Origin of the sequence: Limnohabitans sp. 2KL-3 (assembly GCF_001269405.1) — a bacterium.
Lineage (GTDB): Bacteria > Pseudomonadota > Gammaproteobacteria > Burkholderiales > Burkholderiaceae_C > Limnohabitans_A.
Map to the genome: position 1 here is coordinate 107698 of NZ_CXON01000006.1, position 25264 is coordinate 132961.

The window sequence follows — 25264 nt, forward strand, 5'->3', positions numbered from 1 at the left end:
AGAATTACCCCCATGGATTTGGCATTTACCCCCGACGAACTCGCGTTCCGCGACGAGATCCGCACCTGGGTCAAGGACAACTTGCCCGCTGATATTTCGCAAAAAGTGCACAACGCCATGCGCCTGACCCGCGAAGACCTGCAGCGCTGGGCCAAGATTTTGGGCAAAAAAGGCTGGCTGGGTTGGGGCTGGCCCACACAGTTTGGCGGCCCGGGCTGGACTGCCGTGCAAAAGCATTTGTTTGAAGAAGAATGCGCCCTGGCCGGTGCCCCCCGCGTGGTGCCTTTTGGCCCGGTGATGGTGGCCCCAGTCATCATGGCCTTTGGCAATGCCGAACAGCAACAACGCTTTTTGCCTGGTATCGCCAGCGGCGAAGTCTGGTGGAGCCAGGGCTACAGCGAGCCGGGCTCTGGCTCGGACTTGGCGTCCCTCAAAACCCGCGCCGAGCGTGTGGGCGACAAATACATCGTCAACGGCCAGAAAACCTGGACCACTCTGGGCCAATACGGCGAGTGGATCTTCTGCCTGGTGCGCACCAGCACCGAAGGTAAACCCCAAACCGGCATCTCGTTCTTGTTGATCGACATGAAGTCGCCCGGCATCACCGTGCGCCCCATCAAACTGCTCGACGGCGAGTGCGAAGTCAACGAAGTCTGGTTTGACAACGTCGAAGTGCCCGCTGAGAACCTGATTGGCGAAGAAAACAAGGGCTGGAACTATGCCAAGCACCTGCTGGCCCACGAGCGCACCAACATCGCCGACGTGAACCGCGCCAAGCGCGAGTTGGAGCGCCTGAAGCGCATTGCCAAAGCCGAAGGCGTGTACGACGACCTGCGCTTCCGCGACGAAATCGCCAAGCTCGAAGTCGACATCGTCGCGCTGGAAATGCTGGTGCTGCGTGTTTTGTCGGCCGAAAAGTCCGGCAAAAACTCGCTCGACATCGCCGGTCTCCTGAAGATCAAGGGCAGCGAAATCCAGCAGCGCTACACCGAGCTGATGATGCAGGCCGCTGGCCCCTTCGCCCTGCCCTTCATCTTCGAAGCCATGGACGCCGGCTGGCAAGGCAACTTCCCTGGTGGTGTGGTGGCCAACGCGCCCCTGGCCGCCAACTACTTCAACATGCGCAAGACCACCATTTACGGCGGCAGCAACGAAGTGCAACGCAACATCGTCGCCCAGACAGTTCTGGGTTAAGGAGACACACATGGATTTCGATTTTTCTGACGACCAAGAACAACTGCGCGACGCGGTGCGCAAATGGGTGGACAAGGGCTATGACTTTGACCGCCGCCGCGCCATCGTCGCTGCGGGCGGTTTTGACCGCGCCGCTTACGGCGAAATGGCCGAACTGGGCCTCACGGGCCTTTACGTGAGCGAAGAGCACGGCGGTATGGGCATGGGCCCGACCGAAGCCATGGTCACCATGGAAGAACTCGGGCGCGGCATCGTGCTCGAGCCCCTGACCCAAACGCTGATCTGCAGCGCCACACTGCAAACACACGCCTCCGCCGAGTTGCAAGCCGCTTGGCTGCCGCGCATGGCGGCAGGCGAAGCCATCGTGGTGCTGGCGCAGCAAGAGCGCGGTGCCCGTTACCAATTGGGCCGATGCGCCGCCCAGGCCAGCGAGTCTGGCGGCGCTTGGACCGTGAGCGGCACCAAGAGCGTGGTGGCCGTGGGCGACCAAGCCGACGCTTTTGTGGTGCCCGCCACCGTGAATGGCCAGATCGCCCTGTTTTTGGTCGAGCGCAGCACCAGCGGCGTGAGCACCCAGGCCTACATCACACAAGACGGTTCACGCGCCGCCGAAGTGATGCTGGACAATGCCTCGGCCCAACTGATCACCCTGAACGGCCTGACCGCCTTGGAAGAAGCCGTGGACATCGGCATTGCCTGCACCTGCGCCGAAGCCGTGGGCGTGATGGACAAGACCTTGGCCATCACCGTGGACTACATGAACACGCGCAAGCAGTTCGGCGTGAACATCGCCAGCTTCCAGGCCCTGCGCCACCGCGTGGCCGACATGAAGATGCAGTTGGAGCTGGGCCGCTCGATGAGCTACTACGCCAGCTTGAAGCTGCACGCCCCTGCCGACGAACGCCGCCGCGCCTTGGCCCGTGCCAAGTACCAGCTGGGCGTGTCCATGCGCTTCATCGGCCAGCAAGCGGTGCAGCTGCACGGCGGCATTGCCGTCACCGACGAGTACATCGTGAGCCACTACTTCAAGAAGTTGACGCAGCTGGACATGACCTTTGGCGACACCTTGCACCAACTGGGCGAAGTTTCGGCCCGCATGCAAGACACGGCAGGCGTGTTCGCCTGAGTCGGTCACCCGCTTTGATGCTCCGACCCAGGTCGGAGCATTGTTCATTCCGGGTCACGCACACGCACAAAACTGGCAAATCGGGGCAATCCTGAAGGCGTGCGGTCTTGGTAGCGGTAGGTCACCCAAGCCCCCACGGGCGGTGGGTCACGGCGCAGGGCGTCACTCAAGCCCGAACCCAAAGCAAATCGCTGGCCTTGGGGGGTCTCCAAAAGCAAGGCCCCCGTTTGGTTTGACAACCGCCCTTTGCCTGTTTGATGTCCCACCACCAAACCCTCTTCATCCAAGTCGGGTTTGAACTTGTACAAAGCATCGGTTCGCCCGGATTGCCACAAGGCATCGGCACGGTGCAGCATCAAACCTTCACCCCCTTGACGCACGGTATCGGCCAGCAAGCTTTGCAAATCCTGCGGGTCCTTGACTGTTTGATGGGCCACCGGCATCAACCAAGGCACACGGGCTGCCGCCAACGCAGACTGCAGCCCACGCACCCTTTCTGCATAAGCCGCGATGTGCCTTGGGGCATCGAAAACCAGGTACTTCACAGCACGCCAGGCCTCGTCGTTCGGCACCGCTTGACGCACCACACCGGAGAGTCGGTCAAAAGTGCCGCGCCCCATCCACAACTCACCGTCCAAGGACTGCCGGGGCAAGGCCGATGTGAACCAAACCGGGGCCGCGATGGGGCGGCCGCTGCGAAAGCGCAAGACCTGGCCATCCCACACGGCTCGCACACCGTCGAATTTTTCACTCACCAAAAAACCATGGGGCGACCGCGTAGGCGACCAAACAAGGGCGAGTTGCACCTCCTTGACGGCGGCTGTGGGTCGGTCAGGAGAAGCGGCCTGTGCCCCCACAGTGGGCAGCCACCACGCCCCAAAGACGCAGGCCATCAAGGCTTGACGGCGGTCAACCCGTGATGGTGCTGACCCATGTTGCAAGTGGGCACCGAGATGAGAATCCTGGCCCTTGTGAAACGGTGGACTGAACCCTGAATGCGCCAAAGAGGGCACAAATTGACGTCTTTGCATGCTGTCTCTCCTGAATACCACCAGATCATGAAATGATACCTTTGGTATTCAAAAAATAGGCAAAGATTTTTCGCATTGGGCCAGCTTGTTTGGCCCTGCCCCACAACACTCAAACCATCAAACGTGAACTCTTGGGCACATGCGCCATCAAAAACGCCATCTGGTCACTCAGGATGCGGCGGTTGCGCAAGATGAAGTCTTCCCACAGGCTGGGCACATAGGGGGCGTACAGCAAAGGCATATGGGCTTGCTCGGGCGTACGGCTGCTTTTGCGGTGATTGCATGAGCGGCAAGCTGTCACCACATTCATCCAGTGGTCAGGGCCGTTTTGGCACAGGGGCACGATGTGTTCACGGGTCAGCACTGACTCGTGAAAATGCCCCCCGCAATAGGCACACACATTGCGATCGCGCACAAACAACTTGGGGTTGGTCAAACCCGAGCGCATGTCAAAGGGGTTGATGCGGGGCACCCCCTGGGTGCCAATGATGCTGTTGACGGTGATGATGGATTGCTGGCCAGTGAGCGCGTTGTGTCCGCCATGGAACACGGCCACCTGCTGGCCCGCTTCCCAGCGCACCTCGTCCGCTGCGTAATGGGTGACGGCTTGCTCCAGTGTGATCCACGATTGCGGCAAGCCTTGGGCCGAGAGTTTCAAAACCTTCACAGACGCCTCCATCCAACAGTTTAAAAAACCACTGACACGAAAAGTTCCGTCTCGATCGGTCCTCATGCCTTGGAGAGCAAGGATGAAGGGATCGGGCTCGGTCACAATATACCCTCTTACATTGACAAATCCGTGAAAGCTGGCGCTTGGGCCCAGCGCACAGGCAGGACATGAGCAGCGACATGAAGGTTTTCCGAGGCTTCCACCACCCCGACTTGGCTCCCGCCTGTGCCCTGACCATTGGCAACTTTGACGGCGTGCACCGCGGGCACCAGGCCATGCTGGCCCTCTTGCGCAGCGAAGCCGCACACCGGGGTGTGCCCAGCTGCGTCATGACCTTCGAGCCCCACCCGCGCGACTACTTTGCCAAGGCCCTGAACAAGCCCGAGTTGGCCCCGGCCCGCATCGCCACGCTGCGCGACAAACTGCAAGAACTCGAGCGCTGCGGCGTCGACCAAGTGGTGGTGCTGCCCTTTGATGCCCGTCTGGCCAGCCAGTCACCCGAAGACTTCATCCAGCAAGTGCTGGTGCAGGGCCTGGGCGTGCGCTATGTGCTGGTGGGCGACGATTTCCGCTTTGGCGCGAAACGCGCGGGCGACTACGCCATGCTCGACGCTGCAGGCCAAAACCTGGGCTTTGATGTGGCACGCATGAACAGCTACGAGGTGCGCGGCCTGCGCGTGTCCAGCTCGGCCGTGCGCGATGCGCTGGCCAAAGGCGACCTGCCAGCGGTGCAGGCCCTGCTCGGCCGCCCCTACAGCATCAGCGGCCATGTGGTGCACGGGCGCAAGCTGGGCCGAGAGTTGGCGGCAACGGCCGAAGGCGCGGGCGACGGCTTTCGCACCCTGAATTTGCGTTTTTCGCACTGGAAACCCGCCGCCAGCGGCATCTTTGTGGTGCAGGTGCATGGCCTGGCCGATCAGCCCTTGAAGGGCGTGGCCAACTTGGGCATACGCCCCTCGCTCGACCCGAATGACGTCAACGGCGGGCGTGTGCTGCTGGAGACCCATGCCTTCGACTGGCCAGCCCAACTGGGGGTCGAGGGGGGCTACGGTAAAATCATTCGGGTGGAATTGCTGCATAAATTACACGACGAACTCAAATACGACGGTCTGGACGCCCTGACAAAGGGCATCGCCAAAGACTGCGACGACGCACAGGCGTGGTTTGCTTCGCGCCATGGTGAAACCAGCCGCCAAACCACCCGCGACCGAATTTGACGCTCCGGCCCTCGTTTGCCGCCTTCGACAGGCTCAGGGCAAACGACCTCCACGGCCCACCCCCTCTTGATCTCTCCGAACGGCCCGCCGCTCGGGCTGAGCTTGTCGAAGCCCTCTCGACCCGACGCACCATGACCGACAAAACCCAGAACCCCGATACCCGCATCAACATGATGGACACCCCTTTCCCGATGCGCGGCGACCTGCCCAAGCGCGAGCCGGGTTGGGTGAACGACTGGAACGACGGCGGTTTGTACAAGAAACTGCGCGCCGCCCGTCAAGGCGCCCCGCTGTTTGTGCTGCACGACGGCCCGCCCTACGCCAACGGCAAACTGCACATCGGCCACGCGCTGAACAAAGTGCTGAAAGACATGATCGTCAAGTCCAAGCAGCTCGCTGGCTTTGACGCTCAGTACATCCCCGGCTGGGACTGCCACGGCCTGCCGATCGAAAACGCGATTGAAAAACTGCATGGCCGCAACCTGAGCCGCGACGACATGCAGGCCAAAAGCCGCGCCTTTGCCACCGAGCAAATCGGCCAGCAGCGCGAAGACTTCAAGCGCCTGGGCGTGCTGGGCGACTGGGAACGCCCTTACCGCACCATGGACCCGGCCAACGAAGCCGGTGAAATCCGCGCCTTCAAGCGCGTGATCGAGCGCGGTTTTGTCTACCGCGGCCTCAAGCCCGTGTACTGGTGTTTTGACTGCGGCTCTTCCCTGGCCGAGTTCGAGATCGAATACCAGGACAAGCAAAGCGACACGCTGGACGTGGCCTTTGAAACCGATGACGCGGCCGCGCTGGCTGCAGCCTTTGGCCTGACTGCTTTGCCCGCTGGTCAAAGCGGCTTTGCCGTGATCTGGACCACCACCGCCTGGACCATCCCCGCCAACCAGGCCCTGAACGCCCACCCCGAGCTGACCTATGCGCTGGTTCAAACCGACAAGGGCTGCCTGGTGCTGGCCGAGTCGCTGGTGGACAAATGCCTGGAGCGCTTTGGCCTGCAAGGCGGCACGGTGCTCGCCACTGCCAAGGGCACCGCGCTGGGCGGCCTGAACTTCCGCCACCCCTTGTACGACGTGGACGCGGGCTACAAGCGCCTGTCGCCCGTGTACCTGGCCGAATACGTCAGTGACAGCGACGGCACGGGCTTGGTCCACTCCTCGCCCGCTTATGGCGTGGACGACTTCAACTCCTGCATCGCCAACGGCCTGAAGTACGACGACATCCTGAACCCGGTGCAAGGCAACGGCACCTACGCGGCCGACTTCCCGCTGTTTGGCGGTCTGCACATCTGGAAAGCCATCCCCGTGGTACTCGATGCCCTGCGCAACGCGGGCCGCTTGCTGTCCACCGTGACCATCACCCACAGCTACCCGCACTGCTGGCGTCACAAAACCCCCGTCATCTACCGCGCTGCCGCCCAATGGTTTGTGCGCATGGACGAGGGCGAGGGCGTGTTCACGAAGGACAAAGCCCCCAAGACCCTGCGCCAGCTGGCACTGGACGCCATCGAGCAAACCCAGTTCTATCCAGAAAACGGCAAAACCCGCCTGCGCGACATGATCGCCAACCGCCCCGACTGGTGCATCTCGCGCCAGCGCTCATGGGGCGTGCCCGTGCCCTTCTTCTTGCACAAGGACAGTGGCGAGCTGCACCCCAACACCATGGCCATCCTGGACCAGGCCGCTGACATCGTCGAAAAAGGCGGCATCGAAGCTTGGAGCCGCGTGACGGTGGAAGAGATTCTGGGTGCGGCCGATGCGCCCAGCTACACCAAGAGCACCGACATTCTGGAAGTCTGGTTCGACTCCGGCTCCACCTTCCAGCATGTGCTGCGCACCAGCCACAAAGACGCGTATGGCGTGGCGCCTTTCCACGACCAAGGCCCAGAGGCTGACCTGTACCTCGAAGGCCACGACCAGCACCGCGGTTGGTTCCACAGCTCGCTGCTGCTGGGCTGCGCCTTGTACGACCGTGCGCCCTACCGCGGTTTGCTGACCCACGGCTTTGCCACCGACGGCCAAGGCCGCAAGATGAGCAAAAGCTTGGGCAACACCGTCGAGCCCCAAACCATCAACTCCAAGATGGGCGCGGAAATCGTGCGCCTGTGGGTGGCCAGCACCGACTACTCAGGCGACCTGAACATCGACGACAAGATCCTCGCCCGCGTGGTGGATGCCTACCGCCGCATCCGCAACACCTTGCGCTTCTTGCTGGCCAACGTGAGCGACTTCGACCCGGCCACAGACACCGTGCCCGACGACCAGCTGCTGGAAATCGACCGCTTTGCCCTGGCCCGCGCCGCCGAGTTGCAGGCCGATATCCGCGCCCACTTCGACAAGTACGAGTTCCACCCCGTGGTCTCCAAACTGCAGATCTACTGCTCGGAAGACCTGGGTGCGTTCTATCTGGACGTGCTCAAGGACCGCCTGTACACCACCGCCCCCAAGAGCCTGGCACGCCGCAGTGCCCAAACCGCTTTGTGGCGCATCACCCACGGCATGCTGCGCTGGATGGCACCTTTCCTGTCCTTCACGGCCGAAGAAGCTTGGAAGACTTTCGGCACCTCCGAATCCATCTTCCTGGAAACCTTCGGCGACTTTGGCGCGGCCGATGAGCAGCTGCTCGCCAAGTGGGCCCGCATCCGCGAAATCCGCGACCTGGCCAACAAGGACATCGAAAACCTGCGCACCGCAGGCCAAGTGGGCGCGTCGCTGCAAGCCGAGATCACGCTGACCGCCCCTGCGGCAGACCACGCCCTGTTGGCCAGCCTGGGCGCTGACATCAAGTTTGTTTTCATCACGTCCAAAGTCACTTTGCAAGCGGGCGAGGCGCTGGCGGTGCAGGTCACGGCCAGCCAAGCCACCAAGTGCGAACGCTGCTGGCACTACGCGGACGACGTGGGCCAAGACGCGGCTCACCCCACCATTTGCGGGCGCTGCGTGAGCAACCTGCATGGCGCTGGCGAAACACGCCACGTTGCCTGACCTTCACGCACAACCCAGACAAGGCAAGTCCATGGCCAGTTCCAAAAAATTCAGCAAAAGCGGTTCGGGCAACCGCTCAGGCATGGCCCTTTGGCTGGGCATCGCCTTGCTGGTGTTGGTGCTCGACCAGTTCACCAAGGTGTTGGTGCTGGGCGTTTTTCAGCTGGGAGACAGCACGCCCATCACCTCGTTTTTTAACTTGGTGCGGGTGCACAACCACGGCGCGGCATTCTCGTTTCTGGCGGGTGCTGGTGGTTGGCAGCGCTGGTTTTTCACGGGCATCGGTGTGGCTGCGGCCATCTTCATGGTCTGGATGCTGCGTGCCCACCCCGGCCAAAAGCTCTTCAGCCTGGCCATTTCGCTCATTCTGGGGGGGGCGATTGGCAACGTGATCGACCGCCTGCTGCATGGCTACGTGGTCGATTTTTTAGACTTTTACTGGGGCGTTTGGCACTTTCCGGCATTCAACGTCGCTGACGCTGGCATCAGCGTGGGCGCCGCACTGCTGATCCTGGACGAAATCCTGCGCGTGCGGCGCGGACGCTGAACTCGGTTAAGCTATTTGACCTGATTGAAAAACGGAGACTCCCATGCCCGGATTGCTGCCCCACATTGACCCCGATGGTCTGCTTGAATTTTCAGTGGTCTACACCGACCGCGCCCTGAACCACATGTCCAAGCGCTTTGGCGGCGTGATGACCGACATCTCACGCATGCTCAAAACCGTGTACGGTGCCCACTCGGTCGCGCTGGTGCCCGGCAGTGGCACTTTCGGCATGGAGTCGGTGGCCCGCCAGTTCGCGACCAACCAGCACGTCATGGTGATCCGCAACGGCTGGTTCAGCTTCCGCTGGACGCAGATTTTTGACATGGGCCAGATTCCCAAGAGCCACAGCGTGCTCAAGGCTCGCCGCATCGCTGCGGGCTCACAAGCAGCTTGGGCGCCTGCCCCCATCGAAGAAGTCAAAGCCGCCATTGCCGCTGAAAAACCCGCTTTGGTGTTCGCGCCGCATGTGGAGACCGCCGCTGGCATGATGCTGCCCGACGATTACCTCAAGGCTGTGTCCGACGCTGTGCACGCGGTGGGCGGTTTGTTTGTGCTGGACTGCATTGCCTCGGGTGCCATGTGGGTCGACATGAAAGCCACGGGTGTGGACTTGCTGATCAGCGCACCACAAAAGGGCTGGAGCAGCTCGCCCTGCTGTGCCATGGTCATGCTGAGCGAACGTGCCCGCCAAGCCATCGACAGCACGACCAGCACCACCTTTGCCATGGACCTGAAAAAATGGTTGCAAGTGATGGAGACCTACGAAAGTGGTGCCCACATGTACCACACCACCTTGCCCACCGATGCGCTGCAACGCCTGCAAGAAGCCATGTTGGAAACCGAAGCCTATGGTTTTGCCAAGGTGCGTGAAGAACAAATGGCACTGGGTCGTCAAGTGCGCTCAATGCTTCTGGAGCACGGTTTCCCCAGTGTGGCCGCGCCCGGTTTCGAAGCGCCCGGCGTGGTGGTGAGCTACACCACCGATCCGGACATCCAAAGCAGCAAGAAGTTCTTGGCCTTGGGCCTGCAAACCGCTGCGGGTGTGCCCTTGCAGTGCGACGAACCTGCGGACTTCCGCACCTTCCGCATGGGCTTGTTTGGCCTGGACAAATGGCACCAAGTGCCCCGCACCCTGCAGATCTTGAGTGATGCGCTCGAGACCATCGCACCCAAGGCCAAGCTGGCGGCCTGATCGGTCTGATGACCACCCTGCCGCTGGGGCAGGGTGATAACCACAAGAAATGGGCGCTCAATTGAGCGCCCATTGACTTTTGCAGGAGCCCCGCCCCCAGGGCGATGACTCGTGGATCACAAAGGGGCTATCGCGACGAGGGCGTCGCTCCTACAGGGTGCAGATCACATCAGATGCCGCGCCCACCGGGTGCCGCGCCCACCGGGTGCCGCGCCCATCAGGCGCCGCCCCCACAGAGCATCACCACACGCCGCCCCCCAACAGCCTCACAAAGTGATGATGGTGCAACCCGTGGTTTTGCGGGCTTCCAGGGCGATGTGGGCATCCTGAATTTGCGCCAGCGGGAAGGTCTGGTCAATGTGGATCTTGACCTTACCGCTGGTCACGGCTTCGAACAAATCATCGGCCATTTCCTGCGTATTTTCGCGGGTGGTGATGTGGCTGAACAAGGTCTGGCGTGTCACATAAATCGAGCCCTTGGGGCCGAGGATGCCCGGCGCAAACGGGGCCACAGGGCCTGAGGCATTGCCAAAGCTGGCCATCAAACCGAAGGGGGCCAAGCAGTCGAGCGACTTGTCCCAGGTGTCCTTGCCCACAGAGTCGTAAACCACCTTCACGCCCTTGCCGCCCGTGATCTCTTTGACCTTGGCCTGGAAATCTTCGGTCGAATAGTTGATGCAGAACTCCGCGCCGTTGGCCAAAGCCAGTGCGCACTTCGCGTCACTGCCCGCAGTGCCGATCAGGCGCAGACCCAAGGCCTTGGCCCACTGGCAGGCGATCAGGCCAACACCACCGGCTGCGGCGTGGAACAGCACAAAGTCACCGGCTTTCAGGCCACCCTGGGGCAGCGTGCGCTTGAGCAAATACTGCGCCGTCAGACCCTTGAGCATCATGGCCGCGCCCGTCTCGAACGAGATCGCATCGGGCAGCTTGCACACGCACTTGGCAGGCATCACACGCACTTCGCAGTAGCTGCCGGGCGGCTGGCTGGCATAGGCCGCGCGGTCGCCCACTTGCAAGTGCGTCACGCCCTCGCCCACGGCTTCGACCACGCCCGAGCCTTCCATGCCCAATTTGAGGGGCATGGGCAGCGGATACAAACCACCGCGCTGGTAAACGTCAATGAAGTTCAGGCCGATGGCTTTGTGGCGGATGCGGATCTCGCCAGGGCCGGGTTCGCCCACGGTCACATCGACCAGTTTCATGACTTCGGGACCGCCGTTCTGGTCGATCTGGACTGCAAGGCTCATGGTGTTCTCCTGTTGGAATGGTGATTTCAAACTGAACACTTTGCCACGAAACATGAGCCCGAGCCGAAAACAGGGGCAGTTGGGGGACAGTTTGGCGACAGCGGGAAAACCCGAGTGCCGATACAGTGACTCATGTCTCAAAAACTCTCGCCCCTGACCGCCTTGCTGCTGACCGTGCCGCCTTTGCTGTGGGCAGGCAACGCAGTGGTGGGCCGCCTGGTCAGCGATCTGGTGCCGCCCATCACACTCAACTTTTTGCGCTGGGCTGTGGCCTTGTTCATTTTGCTGCCTTTGGCGGCCTGGGTCTTGAAGCGCAACAGTGGCCTGTGGCAGCACTGGCGTCGTTTTGCGCTGCTCAGTTTGTTGGGTGTGGGCTGCTACAACGCGCTGCAATACCTGGCCCTGCAAACCTCCACCCCATTGAATGTGACCCTGGTGGCCGCCAGCAGCCCGGTGTGGATGCTGGCCATCGGGGCACTGTTTTTTCAGGCCCCGGTGCGCCGCGCCCAAATCTACGGCGCGGTGTTGTCTATTGTGGGCGTGCTGGTGGTCTTGTCGCGCGGCGACTGGACCCAGCTCATGGCGGTGCGCTTGGTGATCGGTGACCTGTTCATTTTGCTGGCCACGGCCTGCTGGTCTTGGTACAGCTGGCTGCTCAGCCGCAAAGACGAGCCCGAAGCCATCCGAAACGACTGGGCGGCATTCTTGCTCGCACAGGTGGTGTTTGGCCTGGCCTGGTCGGGCCTGTTTGCGGGCATGGAATGGGGCCTGACCGATGCGCACATCACTTGGGGCTGGCCGCTCGTCAGTGCGCTGGCCTTTGTGGCCGTGGGCCCGGCCGTGCTGGCCTACCGCTGCTGGGGCCTGGGCATCCAGCAGGCAGGCCCTGCAGTGGCGGGCTTTTTTGCCAACCTCACCCCGCTGTTTGCGGCCATCTTCTCAGCCGCCTTTTTGGGCGAGTTGCCCCAGCTCTTCCACGGGCTGGCGTTTGCGCTGATCATTGGCGGGATTTGGGTGTCTTCAAGGAAATAAGACGAGCGGTTTTGACCCCGCTGAAGCAGAAATTTCAACCATTGATTTTTGCTGCGAGCACGGACAGAGATTTGACGAAAGACTCGTTTGGAGCAAGTGCTGCCGCCCATTTTTTATTCCCAACTAAAAGCCGAGTCGGAGAGCGGACTTTCACGCGCGACCATCTCGATCAAGACCCATGTCCGGTCCGCAGGGCACTGCCGACATGATAGGCAAAATCAGTAAAATGCATGAAACTTCAATGAAGAGACATTCATGACTGCCGCTGCCTTACTGCACACCCCGTCTTTGAAGGGCGCCACGGCTCACCTGGCGGATGGCTTGCGCCCCGGCCACGTCTACCGGCGCGAGGATTTGGCTTTTCTGAGCAATGCCATTGATCGGCATCTGCACGAACTGGTGGCCATCGGTAAGCTTCAAAAACTGGCCCAAGGGCTTTACCACGCACCCAAACAATCCAGCTTTGGTCCACTCCCGCCTGCCGACGATCAGGTGGTGAAAGGCTTTCTGCGGGACAAGGAATTTCTGGTGTTCTCGCCTTCGGCTTACAACGCAGTGGGTCTGGGCACCACCCAACTCTACAACTGCACGCTGGTCTACAACCACAAGCGCCATGGCGTCTTCCAACTGGGCAATCGACAGTTCGACTTCCGGGTGAAGCCACGCTTTCCCAAAAAGCTGAGCCGGGAGTTCCTCTACGTGGATTTGCTCAACAACCTGAACGAACTGGCCGAAGACCGCGATGTGGTGCTCAGCCAGGCCCGCAGCAAGTTGTCCTCCTTTGATCTCAAGCGCTTGCAGGAGGCTGTCAAAAACTACGGCAACATGGCCACACGCAAACGCTTTCGGGAGTGGATGGGTGCTTGAATTTCTCCACGACCGGCGCGACTTCGACCAATTGCTTGCGGTCGTCGCCAACGACCGGGGACTTGATCCCATGCTGGTCGAAAAAGACTACTGGATCATGCATGGCCTGTGGGGCCTTCAGGCTCAGGGTTTTGTGTTCGAGCTCAAAGGTGGCACGTCCTTATCCAAAGGCTTTGGGGTGATTCATCGGTTTTCGGAAGACATTGACATCCGCATCGAGCCACCAGCTGACTTGGACGTGAAAACCGGTCGCAACCAGGACAAGCCGGCACACATCGCATCGCGGCTGGCCTTTTACGACGAGCTGGCCAAACGCATCCGCATTCCTGGCGTCGACAGCGTCGAGCGGGACACCTTTTTTGATGATGACAAGATGCGCAGTGCCGGCATTCGCCTGAACTATTACCCGCGCACGACCACCTTGTCCGGCGTGAAAGATGGCATCTTGCTGGAGCTGGGCTTTGATGACACGGCGCCCAATCGCGCTGTGACCATTTCTTCGTGGGCTTTGGAGTTTGCCCGGGATCGAGATATTCAGGTCTTGGACAACCGCGCTGTGAATGTCCCTTGTTACGCGCCCACGCACACCTTCGTTGAGAAACTCCAGACCATCTCGACCAAGTACAGGCGGCTTGCCGAAGCCAAGGCCTTCCCCGCCAATTTCCTTCGGCACTATTACGACGTGTACTGCCTTCTTGGGCTTCAGGAGGTGCAAGCGTTCATGCAGACGACCGCCTACCAAGAACGCAAGGTTCAGCGCTTCCGGTCCGGTGATGAGTTGGTCATTGCCAGAAATCCCGCATTCACACTGAATGATCCTGTGCAGCGAGACCTCTTCGCTCGGGAATACCGTCAATCATCTGCACTTTATTACCGAGGTCAGCCGGAATTTGACCAACTGCTTGCCAGGATCAAGGAACATCTGGATTCGATGTGACGCTCGAACTTTGGGTGGGGACCAGGCCACAAGCAGTCATACTCCGGGGTCATTTCAAGTGCCCTTTGAGCTGTGACGGCTGTGGGTTGTAGACCGGTCCCTGGATGCACTGCTTGGCCAGTGACTGCTTATGGCGGATGCAAAAAATCAGTCGAACAACTGTGATGTCCGCTGTCAGCCTAAAGAAGCCCCGCGACCCACGACCTCAACTCTGCGTGACCCTGCAATCCAGCGATAAAGCTGCTGCCATCGCCTGTCAGCGATGGCAGCGCTTCAAAGCAGTCCACTGAACGGCATCAATACGTCCCCGCGTAAGACCCCCCATCGGCCAACACGTTCTGACCCGTCATGTAAGCCGCATGCTGGCTGCACAAGAAGGCGCAGATGGCACCAAACTCTTGTGGGTTGCCGTAGCGCCCGGCCGGGATTTGCGCTTGCTGAATGGCACGCATTTCTTCCACGGTTTTGCCTTGCTTTTGCGCCATGGCGGGCAAGGTCGAGCGGATGCGGTCGGTGTCAAATTTGCCGGGCAGCAGGTTGTTGATGGTCACGCCTTTGGCCGCGATGGCGCTGCGCGATGCGCCCGCCACAAAGCCGGTCAGGCCGCTGCGTGCGCCGTTGGACAGGCCCAGCACGTCGATGGGCGCTTTGACGGCGCTGCTGGTGATGTTGACGATACGGCCAAAGCCGCGTGCGGCCATGCGGTCCACGGTGGCTTTGATGAGTTCGATGGGGGTGAGCATGTTGCCGTCGATGGCCTTGATCCAGGCTTCGCGGTTCCAGTCGCGAAAATCCCCGGGCGGTGGGCCGCCCGCGTTGGTCACCACGATGTCGTAGTCTTTGCCGGGGCCGCCTGCCACGTTCCAGATGGCTTCGCGTCCGGCTTCGGTGGTGATGTCCACCGCCACGCCGATCAGTTGCACTTGGCCACCGGTCTCGGTACGCAAGTCTTCAACGGCCTTGTTCAGCACCTCGGCGCCGCGTGCCACCATGACCACGTTCACGCCTTCCAGGGCCAAGGCCCGTGCGCAACCCCAGCCCAAGCCCTTGCTTGCGCCACCCACCAAAGCCCATTTGCCTGCAATGCCCAAATCCATGTTGATCTCCTGAAGTTGATGATGTTGTGCGGTCTGTTGACCGGCTTAAACGGTGCGGCCTGCTGGCCGCGTGACCCAAAATACGCCCCCTAAAACCAGGGCCGTGCCCGCAATGATCCAGGCATTGAAGGGTTCGCCCAAAATCCACACCCCCATGATCAGGGTGGACATGGGGCCAATCATGCCGATCTGGGAGGTCAAGGCTGGCCCAATGCGCTCAATGGCCATCATGACGATCAAGACCGGCAAGGCCGTGCAGGCCACGGCATTGAGCAAGGACAGCCAAAGCACAGGCTCGGGGGTGTCAGCCCAGACCAAGGGTTTGAGCAAGGCGTATTGCAAGAGGCAAAACACGCAAGCGACCGACGTGGCCCAACCGGCCAGGCGCAAAGAACCCAAGCGTTTCACCAACTCGCCGCTGTAAGTGAGGTAAATCGCGTAGCTGACGGCGCTCAAAAACACCAACACCGCCCCCAAAGCGGCATCGGGGCCTTGCAAGCTGAGCTCGTGCCCGAACACCAACAACACCCCCGAATAACTGATGGCCATGGCCACGCCTTGGCGGGGTGTGATGCGTTTTTTGAACAAAAACCAACCCAGTACCAAGACCAGTGTGGGGTTGAGGTAAAGGATCAGTCTTTCCAGCGAGGCACTGATGTAAGCCAAGCCCAAAAAGTCCAGAAAACTCGACAGGTAGTAGCCGCAAAAGCCCAGCCCTATCACACCCAGCCAGTCGGCACGCGTCAACGGTGCCTTGCCCCGCCCGGCCCACCACGCCATCAACAAAAACATGGGCAGCGCAAACAACATGCGCAGCATGAGCAAGCTGACGGCATCGACACCGTGGCGATAGGCCAGTTTGACGATGATGGCCTTGCCGCTGAAAGCGATGGAGCCTGCCGCAGCCAGCAGCAAGCCCGAGGTGAGCGAAGGGGCGGGCAAGCCCGACATCAAAAGCCCACGGCCTGGCCGTCGCGGCGCGGGTCGCTGGCGGCTTGGTAGCCCTGCACTGCGGGGTCACCCATGCGCCAAATGAACTGGCCTGCACCGAAGTCTTGATACGAGTCGCTGATGACGTCCAACTGGTGGCCGCGTGCGATCAGCTCTTGCACCGTCTGGCCATTCATGGCCGCTTCGACGTTGATGTTCAAGCCCGAGTTGTAGCGCCAGCGCGGTGCGTCACACGCCGCTTGCGGGTTTTGGCCGTAGTCGAGCATGCGCACCAGAGTTTGCATGTGGCCTTGCGGCTGCATATTGCCACCCATCACGCCGTAGCTCATGACCGGCTGGCCATCTTTAGTGACAAAGGCCGGGATGATGGTCTGGAAAGGCCGTTTGCCCGGCAACACCAGGTTGGCGGGGTTTTGGCCCTGCAGGTCGGTGCTGAAGCCGTGGCCCCGGTTTTGCAAGCTGATGCCGTATGTCGGCTCCACCACACCGGAACCAAAGCCCATGTAGTTGCTCTGGATGAAGCTGATCATCATGCCGTTTTCATCGGCGGCCGTGAGGTAAATCGTGCCGCCCTTGACCGGGTTGCCCGCCTTGAAATTTTGCGCCTTGTTCATGTCGATCAGCTTGGCGCGGCTGGCCAGATAAGCCGGGTCCAGCATTTGCTCGGGTGGCAACTCCATGAAACGCGGGTCGGCCACGTAGCGGTAGGTATCGGCAAAGGCGAGCTTCATCGCCTCGATCTGCAGGTGCTGCGAATCAGCACTGTCCACCTTGTGGCTGGCCATGTCGAAGTTGGACAGGATGCCGAGTGCGATCAAGGCCGCAATGCCTTGGCCGTTGGGCGGGATCTCGTGCAGGGTGTAACCCCGGTAGTCTTGCGCCATGGGCTTGACCCATTCGGGTTTGAAGTCGGCCAGGTCTTTGGCGGTGATGCTGCCGCCGTTTTCTTTGGCAAACTTTTCAATGGCTTCAGCGATCTCGCCGCCATACAGCGCTTGGCCCTTGGTGGCGGCGATGGCTTTGAGGCCACGGGCTGCATTCTTGAACTGGAACAACTCACCCACTTGCGGCGCACGACCCCAAGGCAAAAAGCTTTGTGCAAAGCCGGGCTGTGACTGCAGCTCGGGCGTGGCGGCGGCCCACTTTTGCTGCACCACCACCGGGATCAAATAACCACGCTCGGCCACCTCGATGGCGGGCTCCATCAGGTCTGCAAAAGGCAGTTTGCCAAAGCGGTCGCTCAGGGCCACCCAACCGGCCACGGCACCGGGCACGGTGACCGAGTCAAAGCCGCGCTTGGGTGGTGTTTTGGTCTCGGCACCGTATTTGCGGTGAAAGTATTCGGGCGTCCAGGTGGCGGGCGCGGGGCCGGACGAGTTGAGGCCGTGCAGCTCTTTGCCGTCCCACAAAATGGCAAACGCGTCAGAGCCCAGGCCACAGCTCACCGGCTCGGTCAGGGTGATGACGGCGGCAGCGGCAATGGCTGCGTCGACTGCGTTGCCGCCCTTGAGCATCATGCGCAAGCCGGCCTGTGCGGCCAAGGGGTGAGAGGTGGAGACCACATTGCGCGCAAACAGCGGCAAGCGGGTGCTGGTGTAAGGAAATTGGTAATCGAAGTTCATGTCATTCCAAGGTGATCTTGCGGTCGGTGATGATCTTTTTCCACTTGGCCGACTCGCTGGCCAGCATGGTAGTGAACTGGGCGGGCGTGCCGCCTACGGGCTCAATGCCAAAGCGCAAAAGCTTGTCCATCACTTCAGGGTCTTTGAGCACCTGGTTGGCCGCCGTGTTGATGCGGGTAACGACCTCGGCGGGCAGGTTTTTAGGGCCAAAGAAACCAAACCAGGTGTTGGATTCGTAGCCGGGCAACACATCGGCAATGGCGGGGATGCCCGGTGCAAGCGCTGTGGGCTTGAGGGTGGTCACGCCCAAAGCACGCAAGCGGCCGTCGCGCACATGCGGCATGCCGGTGGGCAGGCTGTCAAACAGCACGTCCACTTTGCCGGAAATCAGATCGGGAATGGCCAGTGCCGTGCCCTTGTAGGGGATGTGCACCACAAACACATCGGCCTGGGCCTTGAACAGCTCGGCCGACAACTGCACGATGGTGCCGTTACCACTCGAGGCGTAGTTGAGGCGGCCGGGGTTTTTCTTGGCGTACTCGACCCATTCCTTGACGGTTTTGGCGGGCGAGTTGTTGGGCACTAGCATGATGCTGGGCGCGTTGCCCAAATGGACAATGGGGGTGAAGTCACGCACCGCGTCATAAGGCATGCGCGGGTTCAGGTTGGGGCCGATCGAGTGCGTGCTGGAGGTCGACAGCAGCAGCGTGTAGCCATCGGGGTTGGCCTTGGCCGCCAAGTCAGAGCCCAAAGTGCCGCCAGCGCCGGGGCGGTTTTCAACCACCAAAGATTGACCCAATTTTTCGCTGATTTTTTGCGACAAGGTGCGGGCAAACAAATCGGTCGCACCACCTGCCGGAAAGGGCACCAACAAACGCACCGGTTTGGTGGGGTAACTTTGGGCTTGGGCCACGCTCCAAGTTGCCAAGGTCAATGCCGAAACACACAGACATTTGAGCCAATTTCTTTTTTTCACGGAAACCTTCCTGTTGTGAACACACTGAAAACTTGCCTGCAGAGCATTATTTTCTCAGACGGTGGTCAGGTCTGCCGCACTCAAGCGACAAGACCACAGTGAACCCCATCCCTGTCTGGACTTTGCGTATGCACCAACGACAACGGCCTCCGAAGAGGCCGTTGTCAGTGCGTCAAGTCAAAGCCTTACTCTTCAACAAAAGCCTCTTCACGCTTGGACTTGATCGAGGGCAATGCCACGATGATCAAGAGCAGCAAAGCCGCAGCCAGCAAGCCTGCCGACAAGGGGCGCGTGACAAACACACTCCAGTCACCACGCGACAAGAGCATGGCGCGGCGCAGGTTTTCTTCCATCATGGGCCCCAGGATGAAGCCCAGCAACAGGGGTGCTGGTTCCATGCCCAGTTTGATGAAGGTGTAGCCCACCACACCAAAGCCAGCCACCATCCAGATGTCCCAGGTGTTGTTGTTGGTCGAATACACGCCAATCGCGCAGAACAACACAATGGCCGGGAACAACCAGCGGTAAGGCACCGACAGCAACTTGATCCAGATGCCGATCAAAGGCAGGTTCAAGATGATGAGCATCGCGTTGCCGATCCACATCGAGGCAATCAAGCCCCAGAACAACTCGGGGTTGCTGGTCATCACCTGAGGACCAGGCTGGATGTTGTGGATGGTCATCGCGCCCACCATCAAAGCCATCACGGCGTTGGGCGGAATGCCCAATGTCAGCAAAGGAATGAAGGAAGTTTGCGAGGCCGAGTTGTTGGCCGACTCGGGCGATGCGACACCACGGATGTTGCCTTGACCGAAAGGCACTTCACCTGGACGAAGCTTGGTTTTCTTCTCGATGGTGTAGGCCGCAAAAGCTGCCAACAAGGCACCACCACCGGGCAAGATGCCCAAAGCAGAACCCAAGGCCGTGCCACGCAACACGGCAGGCACCATGTTTTTGAAGTCTTCAGCGCTGGGCATCAAGCCGGTCACTTTGGCCGTGAAAACCTCGCGGTCTTCTTCGGGCTTGGACAGGTTGGAGATGATCTCGCCGTAGCCGAACACGCCCATGGCGATCACGATGAAGCCCACGCCGTCGGTCAACTCAGGGATGTCAAAGCTGAAACGGGCCACACCCGAGTTCACGTCGGTGCCGATCAGGCCCATCAACAGACCCAACACGATCATGCCGACCGCTTTGATGAGGGAGCCTGATGCCAACACCACAGCACCAATCAAACCCAGCACCATGAGCGAGAAATACTCGGCAGGGCCGAATTTGAAAGCGACTTCGGTCAAGGGGCCTGCGAAGGCGGCCAAAATCAAGGTGCCCACGCAACCAGCAAAAAACGAGCCCAAACCAGCGGCCGCCAAAGCGGGACCGGCGCGGCCTTTGCGGGCCATTTGGTAGCCGTCAATCATGGTCACCACCGACGAGGCTTCGCCGGGTAAGTTGACCAAAATCGCGGTGGTGGAGCCGCCGTATTGGGCACCGTAGTAAATACCGGCCAACATGATCAGCGCAGCCACAGGGGGCAGTGCATAGGTGGCGGGCAAAAGCATGGCGATGGTGGCCACAGGACCCACACCTGGCAAGACCCCAATCAAGGTGCCCAGCAAACAGCCGATGAACGCGTAAATCAGGTTTTGAAAGGTGAACGCCACCCCAAAACCGAGAGCCAAGTTGTCAAACAGTTCCATGAATTATTTCTCCTCAACCGGTGATGAAGGTGGGCCAGACCGGAAACTGCAACTTGAGAAGCAGCACAAAAGCGCAATAACTGCCAATGGACAGGATGGTGGCCAAAATCAAGACCTCTTTGAGCTTGAATGTGTCACCCGCCAAGCTGACCACCAAGGTGGTGCCAAAGATGGCCACGATCAAACCCATGGCGGGCACACCGATGCTGGGCAAGCCCCCCAGCAAAATGCCAAACAACAAGTTGCCGGCGATGATGAAGAACAAAGGCTTCCAAGCCCAAGCACCAATCTTTTCACCGTCTTGGGTCTCGACGGTCAGCGCTTTGAACATGACAAAGGCACCGATCACTGCCAACAAAACACCGAGCAACAAGGGAAAGTAACCCGGCCCCATGCGGGCGCCGGTGCCCACGTTGTAATTGGTCGCGCCAATGGCAAAGGCTGCACCTGCTACGGTGTAGAACAGCCCAGCGAAAAAGTCTTTTTGACTTTTGATGATGTTCACAAGATATCTCCTCTGTTTTGAGTTGAGCAGATTCTGCGTGAACATTGCGTCTTTTGTGATGTGGGTTACACCTATGTCCCCGGGGTGACGAAACCATGGTTAACCCGGATGCCAAAGCCCTGTTTTGACCCGTAAGTTTCGAGAAAAAGTTATTTCACCAAGGGTTTGAATACTTTGAGCCACTTGACGGCAGGCCACCCCCATTGGGCCTCGATCTGGCTGGCCGCTGCCAGCAAAGCATCGCGCGATGGACGGCTGGCGGTGCGTTGCGCCAACACGATGGCGTTGCCCTCTCGTGTGGGCTTGAAAGCCCACACTGCATCTTCGCCAAAAGCGGCGCAAATCTTTTCCACGCTCTCGGCATAGCTTGACGAGCGGCCAAACAAGTTCACCGTCATGCAGCCTTGCAGTGTCAACAACTCACGGCAGTTGCGGTAAAAATCGGGCGTGTCCAGCACCGGGGCGGCGGCCTCTTCGTCGTACAAGTCCACTTGCAGCGCATCCACGGTGCCGCGCCACTCGTCCTTCTGAATTTCCTCGGCCGCATCGGCCAGCACCACCTTCAAACGCTCATCATCGGGCGGCAAACGAAACCAGCCTCGGCAGGCGTGCAGCACGCCCGGATTCAACTCCACCGCCGTGCAGGTCATCTTGAGTTTTTTGTAGCAAAACTTGGTGATGGTGCCCGCCCCCAAACCCAGCTGCATGGCGTGTGCGCCCTTGACTTCGGCCGCAGGCATGAACAAGAGCCAGCCAAACATGCGCTGCACATATTCCAGCTCAATGTCAAAGGGCCGGTCCAGAAACATCGAGCCCTGAATCCACTCGGTGCCCAGGTGCAGGTAACGAATTTCGCCGTCTTCAGAAAAGTTGACTTCGGGCAGTTCCACGAGGGAAGCAGAGGATTTTTTTCGGGTCATGGGTTCAGCACCGCCCGCCAGGCGGTGAGTTTTTGATCAAATGTCCAGGACGCATTCGCTGGACTGGTCGATGGTAGGCGATGGACCGAGACTTGCCCGGCCCAACCCGCTTGTGCCAGTGATTTTTCGACCGCTTTCGCGTGACGAAAACTCTCACCGCCGTTGTGGGCGATGACGCTCAGGTGCGGGCAGCGCTGCAACAAGGCCGGAAAATCGTTCAGCTGTGCATGGCGAATGGCGCTGTCCAGGCTGCCCTCACGCTCACACTCGGCATACACATCCCACACCCCCACGCCCAGTGCCTGCAAACACTGGCAACGGCGGGCGTAGTCCTTGTTGGTGGGCCAAGGTGCATCGGGCCACATGGCTTGAACGATGCGCCAAAAATGGTTTTGTGGATGGGCGTAATACTGCTGCAACTGCAAAGACTTGACGCTGGGGAAGCTGCCCAAGACCAGCACGCGGGTGCCCGGCCCCACTATCGGTGGTAAACCCTGCAAACGGGGACTGGCCAAAGACTCTGGCAAGGCCTTGGTCATGACAGCCTTGGTCATGCGGGTACCAGTTTGGGCAAAACCCGCTGTGCGTTATGGGTGCTTGCGGCCGCCAAATCGGCCAGCGACACCCCCCGCAACCCGGCCAGCACCTGCGCGATGCGGGGCAGCTCGGCCGGGCTGTTGCGACCCTGAGCTGCGCCCAGCGCCCGCTGCTCAGCGGTTTGGTAGAGCCACTGCGGCGGGATGTCGGGCGCGTCGGTCTCCAGCACCAAGGCGCTCAGGGGCAGCTCGCAGGCCAGGCGGCGCAACTGCAAGGAGCGCTCATAGGTCAATGTGCCGCCAAAGCCCAGCGCAAAGCCCATGTCCACAAAAGTCTGCGCCTGTTGGCTGCTGCCGTTGAAGGCGTGCGCAATGCCTGAGGTGATGCAGCACTGGCGCAAGCCTTTGAGCAAGAGGTCGGCCGAGCGCCGTACATGCAGGATGACCGGCAGGCCATGCTTTTGGGCCAGCTTCAGTTGCGCGGTGTAAAAAAACCATTGCCGCTCGCGCATGTCGGGCGTGCACAGTTCGGGCACAAAAAAGTCCAGCCCGATCTCGCCCACAGCCACCAGGCGCGGGTCATCGCGACGCTCGGTCAATGCGTGGTCCAGCGCCAGCAGATCGGCTTCTTGCGCTTGCGGGACATACAAAGGGTGGATGCCCAAGGCATAAGCGTCGCCATGCCGCTCGGCCAATTGCGTCACTTCGGGCCAGTGACCCGCGTGCACCGCCGGGATCACACAGCGCGTCACACCCACTTGGCGGGCGGCCTCGCGCACCGCATCGCGGTCGGCATCAAACTCGGACGCGTCCAGGTGACAGTGCGTGTCGATCCACATTCGGGCTTGAATGTTTCAAACAGGCGCTTGCAACACGCCCTTGACCAAATGCAATTGCCGGTCGCAACGCGCTGCCAAGGCTTGGTCGTGCGTGACCACCACAAAGGCGGTGCCGCGCTCGCGGGCCAACTGAAGCATGAGCGCAAACACGCCGTCGGCGGTTTCGCGGTCCAGGTTGCCCGTGGGCTCATCGGCCAGCACGCAGGCCGGGTCGTTCACCAAAGCGCGGGCAAGCGCCACACGCTGGCGCTCGCCGCCCGACAATTCCGAAGGCCTGTGGTGCAGGCGCTCGCCCAGACCCACACGCTGCAACCAGCCCGTGGCCACGGCTGCGGCTTCGGCGCGGTCTTGGCGGCGAATCCACAGCGGCATGGCCACGTTGTCCAAGGCACTGAACTCGGGCAGCAAATGGTGAAACTGGTACACAAAGCCCAAATAACGGTTGCGCCACTGGCCTTGCTCGGCGGCACTCAAGGCCGACAGCAACTGGCCCTTCAATTGCACCGAGCCCTGGGTGGGGGCATCCAGCCCGCCGAGCAAATGCAGCAAGGTGCTCTTGCCCGAGCCCGAAGCACCCACAATCGCCAGTGTCTCGCCCGCGTGCACAGCCAGGTCCACGCCTTGCAGCACGGTCACGTCCAAGCGCCCTTCGGTGAAGCGCTTGGTCAGGCCTTGGGCCTGCAGCACCACCAGGTTTTTCGTGTCATTCATAGCGCAGCGCCTCCGCCGGGTTGACTTGGCTGGCACGCCAGCTGGGGTAGAGCGTGGCCACAAAAGCCAAGACCAAAGAAATGATGGCCACAGGCAGGATGTCGCTGGCCAGAGGCTCGCTGGGCATGCGGCTGATCAGGTAAATGTCGCGTGGCAAAAAGCTGGCGTTGAACAGTGTCTCCAGCGCGGGCACGATCACATCGATGTTGAAGGCCACCAAAAGACCCAGCGCCAAGCCACTCATCGTGCCGATCACGCCCACCGTGGCCCCCTGCACCACAAAAATACCCATGATGCTGCGCGGGCTGGCCCCCAGGGTGCGCAAGATCGCAATGTCGGCGCGTTTGTCGGTCACCGTCATCACCAAAGTGCTGACCAAATTGAAAGCCGCCACCGCCACGATGAGCGTGAGGATGATGAACATCATGCGTTTTTCGACCTGAACGGCGGCAAACCAGGTTTTGTTTTGTTGCGTCCAGTCGCGCACAAAAAAGCCGGGACCCAAGTCCAGTTGCAGCTCTCGCGCCACGTCTCTCGCTTGGTGCAAATCGCGCAATTTCAGGCGCACACCGCTGGGGCCTTCCAGCCGGAACATGCGGGCCGCGTCTTCAACGTGCATCAGCGCCAGCGCCGAGTCGTATTCGTAGTGCCCCGAAGAGAAAGTGCCCAGCACGCCCATTTGCTTCATGCGCGGCACCACCCCCGCAGGGGTCACCTGACCAGACGGTGACACCAGCGTCACCGGGTCGCCGCTTTGCAGGCCCAGGTTGTAGGACAAATCGCGCCCAAGCACCAAATTGAACTCGCCGGATTTGAGCCTTTGCAACACCCCGACTTGGGTGTCGTTCGACAAATCACTGACCTCGGGCTCCAGCGCCGGGTCGATGCCTCGCACCAACACGCCTTTCATGTCCTCACCCCGGGCCAGCAAGGCCTGCGCGGTGATGAAGGGCGCAGCGCCCAGCACCTGCGGGTTGGCCTTCAGGCGGGCTAGCAAGGCGGGCAAATCGGCCACGGCCGCACCGTCAGCGGCATAGACCTCGATGTGCGAGACCACGCCCAGCATGCGGTCGCGCACCTCTTTTTGAAAGCCGTTCATCACGCTCAGCACAATGATGAGCGCCGCCACCCCCAGGCCAATGCCCATCATGGACACCCCCGAGATGAAGGAAATGAAGCCGTTTCGCCGGGTGGCGCGGCCTGCACGCGTGTAGCGCCAGCCCAGCACCAGCTCGTAGGGGATGTTTTTGAAAAAAGACATAGGCCGCTATTGTGACCAATCGGCCAAGACCACCACGCCATGGGCACAAAGCAAACGCACCCAAAAGGATGTGCTGCGTTTTGTAAACGCCAGCCCTGT

23 protein-coding genes are annotated in these 25264 nt (G+C 60.5%); 9 read left to right on the forward strand and 14 right to left on the reverse strand.

Annotated elements, in window-relative coordinates:
- Positions 1–12 precede the first annotated feature (12 nt).
- The gene (locus AMM41_RS10345) at positions 13–1194 is read left to right on the forward strand and encodes an acyl-CoA dehydrogenase family protein (RefSeq protein ID WP_089957276.1); all 1182 of its coding nucleotides are present in this window, start codon (positions 13–15) and stop codon (positions 1192–1194) included.
- Positions 1195–1204: 10 nt separating this feature from the next.
- Positions 1205–2320, forward strand: coding sequence for an acyl-CoA dehydrogenase family protein (locus tag AMM41_RS10350; RefSeq protein ID WP_089957278.1), 1116 nt, complete (start codon positions 1205–1207; stop codon positions 2318–2320).
- Positions 2321–2364: 44 nt separating this feature from the next.
- Here AMM41_RS10350 and AMM41_RS10355 read toward each other — a convergent pair whose 3' ends face one another.
- Positions 2365–3351 carry a DNA ligase gene (locus AMM41_RS10355; protein WP_228769223.1) on the reverse strand — a complete coding sequence of 329 codons (987 nt, stop codon included), beginning with the start codon at positions 3349–3351 and terminating at the stop codon, positions 2365–2367.
- A 109-nt stretch (positions 3352–3460) separates the two neighbouring features.
- On the reverse strand, positions 3461–4018 hold the full coding sequence (locus tag AMM41_RS10360) for an HNH endonuclease (RefSeq protein WP_089957522.1): 558 nt from the start codon (positions 4016–4018) through the stop codon (positions 3461–3463).
- Between the two features lie 182 nt (positions 4019–4200).
- Between AMM41_RS10360 and AMM41_RS10365 the strand changes: the two genes are divergently transcribed.
- The 4 genes from AMM41_RS10365 (at position 4201) to AMM41_RS10380 (ending at position 9964) form a co-directional block, all read left to right on the forward strand.
- A complete protein-coding gene (locus AMM41_RS10365) occupies positions 4201–5238 on the forward strand; it encodes a bifunctional riboflavin kinase/FAD synthetase (RefSeq protein ID WP_089957525.1) in 1038 nt (345 codons plus the stop codon).
- A 131-nt stretch (positions 5239–5369) separates the two neighbouring features.
- On the forward strand, positions 5370–8225 hold the full coding sequence (ileS, locus tag AMM41_RS10370; RefSeq protein ID WP_089957281.1) for an isoleucine--tRNA ligase: 2856 nt from the start codon (positions 5370–5372) through the stop codon (positions 8223–8225).
- A 31-nt stretch (positions 8226–8256) separates the two neighbouring features.
- Positions 8257–8772 carry a signal peptidase II gene (gene lspA, locus AMM41_RS10375; protein ID WP_089957529.1) on the forward strand — a complete coding sequence of 172 codons (516 nt, stop codon included), beginning with the start codon at positions 8257–8259 and terminating at the stop codon, positions 8770–8772.
- A 43-nt stretch (positions 8773–8815) separates the two neighbouring features.
- Complete coding sequence (locus tag AMM41_RS10380) at positions 8816–9964, forward strand: aminotransferase class V-fold PLP-dependent enzyme (RefSeq protein WP_089957284.1); 1149 nt, start codon at positions 8816–8818, stop codon at positions 9962–9964.
- Between the two features lie 266 nt (positions 9965–10230).
- Here the strand turns inward: AMM41_RS10380 and AMM41_RS10385 are convergent, their stop codons facing one another.
- Positions 10231–11214: a quinone oxidoreductase family protein gene (locus AMM41_RS10385; protein WP_089957532.1), complete on the reverse strand. Its 984-nt coding sequence runs from the start codon at positions 11212–11214 to the stop codon at positions 10231–10233.
- A gap of 132 nt (positions 11215–11346) precedes the next feature.
- On the opposite strand from AMM41_RS10385, the gene AMM41_RS10390 reads away from it, so the two are divergent.
- The 3 genes from AMM41_RS10390 (at position 11347) to AMM41_RS10400 (ending at position 14050) form a co-directional block, all read left to right on the forward strand.
- The gene (locus AMM41_RS10390) at positions 11347–12246 is read left to right on the forward strand and encodes a DMT family transporter (RefSeq protein WP_089957288.1); all 900 of its coding nucleotides are present in this window, start codon (positions 11347–11349) and stop codon (positions 12244–12246) included.
- A 255-nt stretch (positions 12247–12501) separates the two neighbouring features.
- Positions 12502–13113, forward strand: a complete 612-nt coding sequence (locus AMM41_RS10395) for a hypothetical protein (protein WP_228769224.1) — start codon at positions 12502–12504, stop codon at positions 13111–13113.
- Positions 13106–14050 carry a nucleotidyl transferase AbiEii/AbiGii toxin family protein gene (locus AMM41_RS10400; protein ID WP_089957290.1) on the forward strand — a complete coding sequence of 315 codons (945 nt, stop codon included), beginning with the start codon at positions 13106–13108 and terminating at the stop codon, positions 14048–14050. Before AMM41_RS10395 ends, AMM41_RS10400 begins: the two co-directional genes overlap by 8 nt.
- 296 nt (positions 14051–14346) lie before the next feature.
- Here the strand turns inward: AMM41_RS10400 and AMM41_RS10405 are convergent, their stop codons facing one another.
- The 11 genes from AMM41_RS10405 to AMM41_RS10455 form a co-directional block, all read right to left on the reverse strand.
- Positions 14347–15147 (reverse strand): SDR family oxidoreductase, encoded by an 801-nt coding sequence (locus tag AMM41_RS10405; RefSeq protein WP_089957292.1) that lies wholly within the window; start codon positions 15145–15147, stop codon positions 14347–14349.
- 45 nt (positions 15148–15192) lie between these two features.
- Positions 15193–16098 carry a DMT family transporter gene (locus tag AMM41_RS10410; protein ID WP_089957294.1) on the reverse strand — a complete coding sequence of 302 codons (906 nt, stop codon included), beginning with the start codon at positions 16096–16098 and terminating at the stop codon, positions 15193–15195.
- Positions 16098–17720, reverse strand: a complete 1623-nt coding sequence (locus tag AMM41_RS10415) for a gamma-glutamyltransferase family protein (protein WP_089957296.1) — start codon at positions 17718–17720, stop codon at positions 16098–16100. Before AMM41_RS10415 ends, AMM41_RS10410 begins: the two co-directional genes overlap by 1 nt.
- Position 17721: 1 nt before the next feature.
- Positions 17722–18696, reverse strand: a complete 975-nt coding sequence (locus AMM41_RS10420) for a Bug family tripartite tricarboxylate transporter substrate binding protein (protein ID WP_089957298.1) — start codon at positions 18694–18696, stop codon at positions 17722–17724.
- A gap of 185 nt (positions 18697–18881) precedes the next feature.
- The gene (locus AMM41_RS10425) at positions 18882–20393 is read right to left on the reverse strand and encodes a tripartite tricarboxylate transporter permease (protein ID WP_089957301.1); all 1512 of its coding nucleotides are present in this window, start codon (positions 20391–20393) and stop codon (positions 18882–18884) included.
- A 13-nt stretch (positions 20394–20406) separates the two neighbouring features.
- Complete coding sequence (locus tag AMM41_RS10430; protein WP_228769225.1) at positions 20407–20898, reverse strand: tripartite tricarboxylate transporter TctB family protein; 492 nt, start codon at positions 20896–20898, stop codon at positions 20407–20409.
- A gap of 149 nt (positions 20899–21047) precedes the next feature.
- A complete protein-coding gene (locus AMM41_RS10435; protein WP_089957305.1) occupies positions 21048–21818 on the reverse strand; it encodes a class I SAM-dependent methyltransferase in 771 nt (256 codons plus the stop codon).
- Complete coding sequence (locus AMM41_RS10440; RefSeq protein WP_228769226.1) at positions 21815–22372, reverse strand: DNA-deoxyinosine glycosylase; 558 nt, start codon at positions 22370–22372, stop codon at positions 21815–21817. The genes AMM41_RS10435 and AMM41_RS10440 overlap by 4 nt, the downstream gene beginning before the upstream one ends.
- Positions 22369–23193, reverse strand: coding sequence for a TatD family hydrolase (locus tag AMM41_RS10445; RefSeq protein WP_089957306.1), 825 nt, complete (start codon positions 23191–23193; stop codon positions 22369–22371). The genes AMM41_RS10440 and AMM41_RS10445 overlap by 4 nt, the downstream gene beginning before the upstream one ends.
- Before the next feature lie 15 nt (positions 23194–23208).
- Positions 23209–23904, reverse strand: coding sequence for a lipoprotein-releasing ABC transporter ATP-binding protein LolD (gene lolD / locus AMM41_RS10450; protein ID WP_089957308.1), 696 nt, complete (start codon positions 23902–23904; stop codon positions 23209–23211).
- Complete coding sequence (locus AMM41_RS10455) at positions 23897–25165, reverse strand: lipoprotein-releasing ABC transporter permease subunit (RefSeq protein WP_089957310.1); 1269 nt, start codon at positions 25163–25165, stop codon at positions 23897–23899. Before AMM41_RS10455 ends, lolD begins: the two co-directional genes overlap by 8 nt.
- Positions 25166–25264: the final 99 nt, after the last annotated feature.

Coding starts and splice junctions, on each gene's coding strand:
- AMM41_RS10345 (WP_089957276.1), top strand. CDS start 13: ATGGATTTGGCATTTACCCCCGACGAACTCGCGTTCCGCGACGAGATC.
- AMM41_RS10350 (WP_089957278.1), top strand. CDS start 1,205: ATGGATTTCGATTTTTCTGACGACCAAGAACAACTGCGCGACGCGGTG.
- AMM41_RS10355 (WP_228769223.1), bottom strand. CDS start 3,351: ATGCAAAGACGTCAATTTGTGCCCTCTTTGGCGCATTCAGGGTTCAGT.
- AMM41_RS10365 (WP_089957525.1), top strand. CDS start 4,201: ATGAAGGTTTTCCGAGGCTTCCACCACCCCGACTTGGCTCCCGCCTGT.
- ileS (WP_089957281.1), top strand. CDS start 5,370: ATGACCGACAAAACCCAGAACCCCGATACCCGCATCAACATGATGGAC.
- lspA (WP_089957529.1), top strand. CDS start 8,257: ATGGCCAGTTCCAAAAAATTCAGCAAAAGCGGTTCGGGCAACCGCTCA.
- AMM41_RS10380 (WP_089957284.1), top strand. CDS start 8,816: ATGCCCGGATTGCTGCCCCACATTGACCCCGATGGTCTGCTTGAATTT.
- AMM41_RS10385 (WP_089957532.1), bottom strand. CDS start 11,214: ATGAGCCTTGCAGTCCAGATCGACCAGAACGGCGGTCCCGAAGTCATG.
- AMM41_RS10390 (WP_089957288.1), top strand. CDS start 11,347: ATGTCTCAAAAACTCTCGCCCCTGACCGCCTTGCTGCTGACCGTGCCG.
- AMM41_RS10395 (WP_228769224.1), top strand. CDS start 12,502: ATGACTGCCGCTGCCTTACTGCACACCCCGTCTTTGAAGGGCGCCACG.
- AMM41_RS10405 (WP_089957292.1), bottom strand. CDS start 15,147: ATGGATTTGGGCATTGCAGGCAAATGGGCTTTGGTGGGTGGCGCAAGC.
- AMM41_RS10410 (WP_089957294.1), bottom strand. CDS start 16,098: ATGTCGGGCTTGCCCGCCCCTTCGCTCACCTCGGGCTTGCTGCTGGCT.
- AMM41_RS10415 (WP_089957296.1), bottom strand. CDS start 17,720: ATGAACTTCGATTACCAATTTCCTTACACCAGCACCCGCTTGCCGCTG.
- AMM41_RS10425 (WP_089957301.1), bottom strand. CDS start 20,393: ATGGAACTGTTTGACAACTTGGCTCTCGGTTTTGGGGTGGCGTTCACC.
- AMM41_RS10435 (WP_089957305.1), bottom strand. CDS start 21,818: ATGACCCGAAAAAAATCCTCTGCTTCCCTCGTGGAACTGCCCGAAGTC.
- AMM41_RS10440 (WP_228769226.1), bottom strand. CDS start 22,372: ATGACCAAGGCTGTCATGACCAAGGCCTTGCCAGAGTCTTTGGCCAGT.
- AMM41_RS10445 (WP_089957306.1), bottom strand. CDS start 23,193: ATGTGGATCGACACGCACTGTCACCTGGACGCGTCCGAGTTTGATGCC.
- lolD (WP_089957308.1), bottom strand. CDS start 23,904: ATGAATGACACGAAAAACCTGGTGGTGCTGCAGGCCCAAGGCCTGACC.
- AMM41_RS10455 (WP_089957310.1), bottom strand. CDS start 25,165: ATGTCTTTTTTCAAAAACATCCCCTACGAGCTGGTGCTGGGCTGGCGC.